Consider the following 6153-nt stretch of genomic DNA (forward strand, 5'->3'; position numbering starts at 1 on the left):
AGGCTGATTTAATTATCAGCTTTTTAATATTTTAGTTATTGCGAGATTCTTTAATAAATCGATATCTAAATTCAGATAAGTAACCAACAATGCTAACAAGCAAAGCAGAATTAAAATCACCTCTCACAAGCTGTGTCCAAACATTTCCTTCTCCATTAAAGCTAATGTAAATAACCATAATAAAAGCAACAAACGCTGAAACTTGATACATCCAAGAATATTCACCAAAAAATTTCTGTGTCACACTTTTTTCTTTTAATTTATCTTCCACAATTAATCTCCATTTTATATTGCTATTAATTCCTAGCTATAACATAGGCAAAATAAGGGATTTATAATAAAGGTTTATTTATACACCGTCTATTTCATAAAGCCTTTGTAATTAAGCTAAGTGCTTAAATAGAAAATAGGATACGTGGTACTTCGCTTTTAAGTGGACAGCACTGCTTGACTTAAGATACTTAGTTTTAGGATTCATTATCAATAAATAGTATATTCTGTTTCCTAAAGCAGGCTGTTTATCTACTAAATCAAATGCAATAAATTGCACTCCTAAATTGATATAAACAAAATTCAACAACTGGAGTGACACAAAATGTTTGGCAACCAATTACAACTAGCGCGTGCTCTAGAGTTACCAACACTACAAGCCATGCTTTACCGTGAACCAGCAGTACAAAACTTTTGGATAAACAACACTGACCTAATTACAAACGCGTGGAGCGAATGGGAAGCAACATCAATAGATAGCTCAACGTTTACGCTAGACGACACTACTTGATAAAAACCTGCGTGAAGCAGTAAAGCAAGCATGGGAAGATCCATCAAAAGAGCTGGCCGTAAAAGCGTTATTACACGAAGTAGCGCCTGATGTGTTTCAATTTCAATTTTTTGATCCTGAGCGCCTAGCAGTATTACGCGGATATTTAGAAAAAGTATGGAATTCGCAAATTCCTATGCGCTAGCCATACGGCATAGTGTTAAATCGCCGTGGTGCCATGCTTGATAGCCGATCAGAAGGTTATTTAGCCGCGCCAAGCTTTCAGTCATTTTATAACGAAATACTAAACACTTATATGCGCCCTATTTCACGTATGCTGTTCCCGGAAGTTATGGGGTTTGATACACAAACATTTGGCTTTTCAATTTATTATGAGCCAAATACAGATTCATCAATTCGCCCACATACCGACGCATCAGCTGTAACGCTTAACATTAACCTAAATTTACCAGGCGAAGAGTTTACAGGGTCACAAGTGGACTTTTATCACCCGTACACAGGTGACATTAAATCACTTACCTTTAAGCCTGGTACTGCCATGTTACATCGAGGCAATATTGCACACGCTTCCAAGCCTATTACCAGTGGCGAGCGAACTAACTTTGTATTGTGGTTGTATGGGGAGCGCGGTAGATTACCAGCACAAGGTGCACCACGCATTCCTGTTGATGCTAAACAGCGCTGGACTAACCCAAATAAACCAAATGATGGCTATGCACCGTTTTAAGTCAGCGCTTTTAACGTTTTAAATACAAATGGCTGCCTAATTTAAGCAGCCTTATAAAAATAAAGCTCATCCAGTAACCAACACGTTTTAAGTTTAGTAATATCAAAAAACCGCCCTATTCATAATCTATATTGTCGCCACTTATAACAATAGATAACACAAATTTTCCGCCTTGATTTTCTTATGTCCCAGTACTTCGCTTAACAAAGTACAAAATTTAGGGGGGGTCTCATATTTTTTTGTATTTAATTGATAAGCCACTGTAATGCTTAAGTTGGTAATTTAATAAATTGTGCTATCTTTTTACTATCTACATTATAAAAATACGAGCTAACATGTTGTTCCGAGGTACAATTGCCATAGCAATATTGGCAATTTCTGCTGCTAATAAAACCTATGCAAACGACATAGACGTGCAATTTAGCGGTTTTGCATCCTTAACACTCAGCTACACGGACGATTCAGATATTGGCTTTGCATCGAGTTATTCAAATGTCAACGAATCTGGTTTTTCAGCAACGCGAGATTCAATTTTAGGTGGGCAGGCTAATATATCACTCTCAAAAAATTGGGACTCTGTGTTTCAAGTAGTTATTCAAGATCATGCCTTTAAAAGCTTTGATAATTTTTTAGAGCTCGCCTTTGCGCGTTATCGCCCTACCCGTCATTGGGCTATTCGTGCAGGCAGGTTAAATAGCGACCTTTACTTACTATCGGAATACCCTTACGTAGGATATGCCTATTTATGGGTGCGCCCGCCTCATTCGCACTACTCGTTTGCAAACATTGCAGGAAATTTCGATGGTGTAGATGTGGAATACAGCAAAGCAATTAACGACGGTTTTTTACGTTTAAAACTTGCTTATGGTAGTACAACAGCCAAGCTACAAGCCTATAATAACGACTTTTTTATTGATTTTGATAACTTAACAACTTTTAGCGCAACCTACTATTTAGATGCTTGGACTATGCGTTTTTCATTATCAAAGTCAGACTTTGGAGATTATAAGTTAACCTCTTTAGATGAGTATTTAGCCGCACTCAACTCAATACCACAAAGTATATGGCCGCAAGCGCAAAAAATATCAAACAAATTTAACACCAAAGGTAACAGTATAGAATACGCCGCGTTTGGGCTTACTTACGATCACAACAATTGGCTAATCCAATCTGAGATGGGTATTTCAGAATCCGATTGGATAGTTGCTCCGTCAGTTCTTAGTGGCTACATTAGTGCAGGTTACCGTGTAGATAACGCAATATTTTATACAGGTTTTACAGCGGCTAAACACCGACATGACGTAATAAAAGTAAACGATCCTGCTTTTCCGCCAAGCACTCCCGAGCAATTTTCAGTGCCTATACAACAACTCGCAGTTGCCAGTCAGTCTGCTGTTAAAGTTACCAATGTTCACCAACACTCAATTAACGTAGGCGTAAAATGGCAACTGTCTGAGCGCATAGCATTAAAAGCCCAGTTAGACCGCTTTGATATTAAGCCTCAAGGCGCTGGCTTATGGAGTCTTAGCAACCCTTCAGATGTTGATGAGGGCCACAAAGTACATATACTTAGTCTAAATGCTAGTATGGTGTTTTAATGATGAGCTCTCGCAACTTTTTTATAACTGCATTGCTGCCTTTGTGCCTGCTTTTTATGAGCTTTTATGCTAAATCAACAGAGTTTGTAGTCGTGGTTAATAAAAGCAATGCGATTAACGCATTATCAAAACGAGAAATTATTGATATTTACATGGGCCGGTATTTAACTTTCCCTGATGGTGAGACCTCAAAACCGCTTGATTTACCCGCGCAATCAACATTAAAAAACGACTTTTACTTAAAACTGGTTAATAAAGACGAGCAAAAAATAAATGCGTATTGGGCAAGGCTTTTATTTTCAGGGCGCGCAAAGCCACCCACGCCTTCAACATCGGTAGAAGACGCAATAAACAAAATAGCAGCATCACAATTTGCAATTGGCTACATTCCGCTATCGCAAGTTACAGATGCAGTAAAAGTGGTATACACATTTGATTAAAATTATTAGCCAAAAACTCTACATACGCGTCGCTATATCAATTGCGTTAGTTGCTATTGTTGTGTCTTTAGTCTCGTCTATGCTCTCTTATTACTCGGGCTTTAAAGAGAAAAAAAACACAAATTACCTACTCGTTCAACAGTTAGCGCAAACAATGGAAAAAACAGCCGCTATTGCCGCTTACTTAAATGACAAAGAATTAAGCCAAGAAATTATTAACGGCCTACTCAGTAACGACTTAGTGCAAGGCGCAAGCCTAGAAGGAGAAGTAAACCCTAAAGGAGAGATGGATTTATTTATAGCAAAAGGATCTACTAACAAAAAAAATGAAGCTGTTTTAATTAAATTAGTTCACCCTTTTATAGAAGACACTTTTATAGGTGTACTCGCCATATACCCAGACGATAACTTCATTGAACAACAAGCACAGTCAGCGCTTATAAAAGAATTTATCTTAATGCTGATTCAATCCATTGTTATCGCATTTTTTGTATCGCTGGTTGTTCAGCGCTGGCTTACACAGCCAATTCAAAACCTAACCGACAGCTTTGCTAAAATAAATCCAAGCGAGCCAGAAACCCTAAAAATGCTAACCTTCAAGCAAGGCAAACGGGACGAAATAAGCCGTTTAACCCAAGGTATAAATGCCTTAATGCACGAGCTACATTTAACTATTAGTAATGAGCAAACACTGCGTAAAAAAACTCAAGAGCTAGAAGCTAAATTTAGACTTATTTTTGAACAAGCCAGCGCAGGTATTTGTTTACTCGATGACAAAAACATTATCACCACCTTTAACCCTGCATTTAAGCATTACTTTACCGTACCTGGTGAAGAAGAATTACCAACCTTGCATTTTCCTGAGTTACTTAGCAATGTAGACGAATTACAAAGCCTACTGGCAGATATTCGCTCTGCTAAAAACCCACCACAAACCACCTTAGATGTAGAGTGTAAAGTTGGCTATAAAACGGTATGGTTTCATTGTTTATTTGTAAGGTTAACAGACCAAAGAGATACCAAACGAAACCCCAAACAAGAGCAGCTAGTAGAAGTAATTTTACACGATGTAACCGAGCGCGCAGAACGCGAACAGCAAACCCGCTTTGAAGCCGATCACGACCCACTCACTGGCTTATTAAACCGACGCGCCGGTGAAAAACGCCTTAAAAAAGCACTGCGCGAGTGCATTAAACACAATCAGCACCTAGTACTAATGATGATTGATTTAGATAAGTTTAAACCCATTAACGACACCTACGGCCACGAAGCCGGCGACAAAGTGCTAATTGAAATAGCGCACAGATTTAAAACACTTTTTCACGAAAAAAACGATATGTGTATCCGCCTAGGCGGTGACGAATTTATTGTTGCGCAGCAAATTAAAACCTACGATAAAACGGCAACACAACAAAAAGCGAACGCCTTACTTAATGAGTTAAAACACGATATTAATATTGCGCAAAATAAAACATGCGCAGTAGGTGCAAGCATAGGTATTGCAGTAGCCCCAAATGATGGCAACGAATTAGTTGCGTTAATGCTAAACGCAGACAACATGCTCTACCACATAAAAGAAACTGGCCGAGGGCAAATTGCATTTTATGACGAGTTTAAAAAGTAAGATGGTGTGACTTAGATAAGAGCACACAGTTTCCTGAAGTAACGAAAATAGACAGTAGAAGCTAATGCTATAAAGTTTTAACGACTTTCAAATAGTCTTTATTATAAAAATAAGCCGCTAACCCAAAATAAGAAATAGCACCTAAATAAGCAATTGGAAAGTGTGAATATACACTGAGGCAAATAAGCAATAATATAAAAAACAGACTAATGCTAAAGCAAACCACTGCCAAAAGCCTTTAGTAAATAAATTTATAAAGGCTACTAACACGTAGCCTTACATGTGTATTATTTTAACTATAATAAGAAGACCTATATATTAGAAATAGCCTTGAAGGGAATTAACTAAAGGAGACTTATATTTGTATTTTACTACCTGATTGCAAATAAAAAAGTTAAGGTTATTTTCTTTATAGTGACCTTTTATTTCTTTTAGAACCTTGTTGACGACCTTTTTAAACTTACCTCTGTATACATGCTTTACTGTAGCTGTAGCTAATTCAGTAGTAACAAAACGTATTCGCTTTAAGAGCTTGCATATAGACCCGTAAAGTCTCAATCGAAGGCTTATTTTCTTTAAAGGCACTACTTTCAGGAAACATTTTTTGTAATATGAATTGTAGGTTTTCTTGGTCTTCTTTATCTAGTTACTCGATGGTGTTAGACATTTAACTTCCTTATTTTTTTTCGTGGATTGATTTTAAAAAATTTAAAAAATCTTTCTCAGGGATTGTCGATGTAATCCCAATAAAAATTCCATTTTCTTTTGAATATAGATAGGCGATTTGTGTGTCAACTAAATCTGGCTTTACTTCGGCATATAAAGTAAAGGAATAAGATTTATTTTTAATTTTTTTTACTTTTGAAAAACTGCTTTTAATTTCTTGATAAATTTTACTTTCTTTGTCCAAATTTGAATTTGTTAGACTATCTATATGTATTTCAACTAGAGGAACTGTGCTTCCATCTTCTAGAGTGATGAAG

The 6153-nt window shown here is 36.9% G+C and carries 5 protein-coding genes and 1 pseudogene; 4 read left to right on the forward strand and 2 right to left on the reverse strand.

The genetic code is table 11. The features are described 5' to 3' along the window. Nucleotides 1-31: 31 nt before the first annotated feature. Complete coding sequence (locus H5115_RS17740; protein ID WP_002962631.1) at nt 32-271, reverse strand: hypothetical protein; 240 nt, start codon at nt 269-271, stop codon at nt 32-34. A gap of 324 nt (nt 272-595) precedes the next feature. Here H5115_RS17740 and H5115_RS17745 point away from each other — a divergent pair. From H5115_RS17745 to H5115_RS17760, 4 genes and pseudogenes are all read left to right on the forward strand, one after another. Continuing rightward, nucleotides 596-1508 (forward strand): annotated as a pseudogene (locus H5115_RS17745) (2OG-Fe(II) oxygenase family protein). Between the two features lie 335 nt (nt 1509-1843). Beyond that, entirely contained in the window at nt 1844-3106 is a 1263-nt protein-coding gene (locus H5115_RS17750) for a hypothetical protein (RefSeq protein WP_182756591.1), read from the forward strand. Next, the gene (locus H5115_RS17755) at nt 3106-3546 is read left to right on the forward strand and encodes a hypothetical protein (protein WP_182671637.1); all 441 of its coding nucleotides are present in this window, start codon (nt 3106-3108) and stop codon (nt 3544-3546) included. Before H5115_RS17750 ends, H5115_RS17755 begins: the two co-directional genes overlap by 1 nt. After that, the gene (locus tag H5115_RS17760; RefSeq protein ID WP_182756593.1) at nt 3539-5170 is read left to right on the forward strand and encodes a sensor domain-containing diguanylate cyclase; all 1632 of its coding nucleotides are present in this window, start codon (nt 3539-3541) and stop codon (nt 5168-5170) included. The genes H5115_RS17755 and H5115_RS17760 overlap by 8 nt, the downstream gene beginning before the upstream one ends. A 676-nt stretch (nt 5171-5846) precedes the next feature. On the opposite strand, the gene H5115_RS17765 is transcribed toward H5115_RS17760, so the two are convergent. Next, nucleotides 5847-6153: hypothetical protein (locus tag H5115_RS17765; protein WP_182756595.1), on the reverse strand; the 307-nt coding region annotated here is incomplete at its 5' end.

Origin of the sequence: Pseudoalteromonas sp. SR44-2, assembly GCF_014163745.1 — a bacterium.
GTDB lineage: Bacteria > Pseudomonadota > Gammaproteobacteria > Enterobacterales > Alteromonadaceae > Pseudoalteromonas > Pseudoalteromonas distincta.

Excerpts from the sequence above, each read along its gene's own strand:
- H5115_RS17750 (WP_182756591.1), top strand. The coding sequence starts at position 1,844 with ATGTTGTTCCGAGGTACAATTGCCATAGCAATATTGGCAATTTCTGCT.
- H5115_RS17755 (WP_182671637.1), top strand. The coding sequence starts at position 3,106 with ATGATGAGCTCTCGCAACTTTTTTATAACTGCATTGCTGCCTTTGTGC.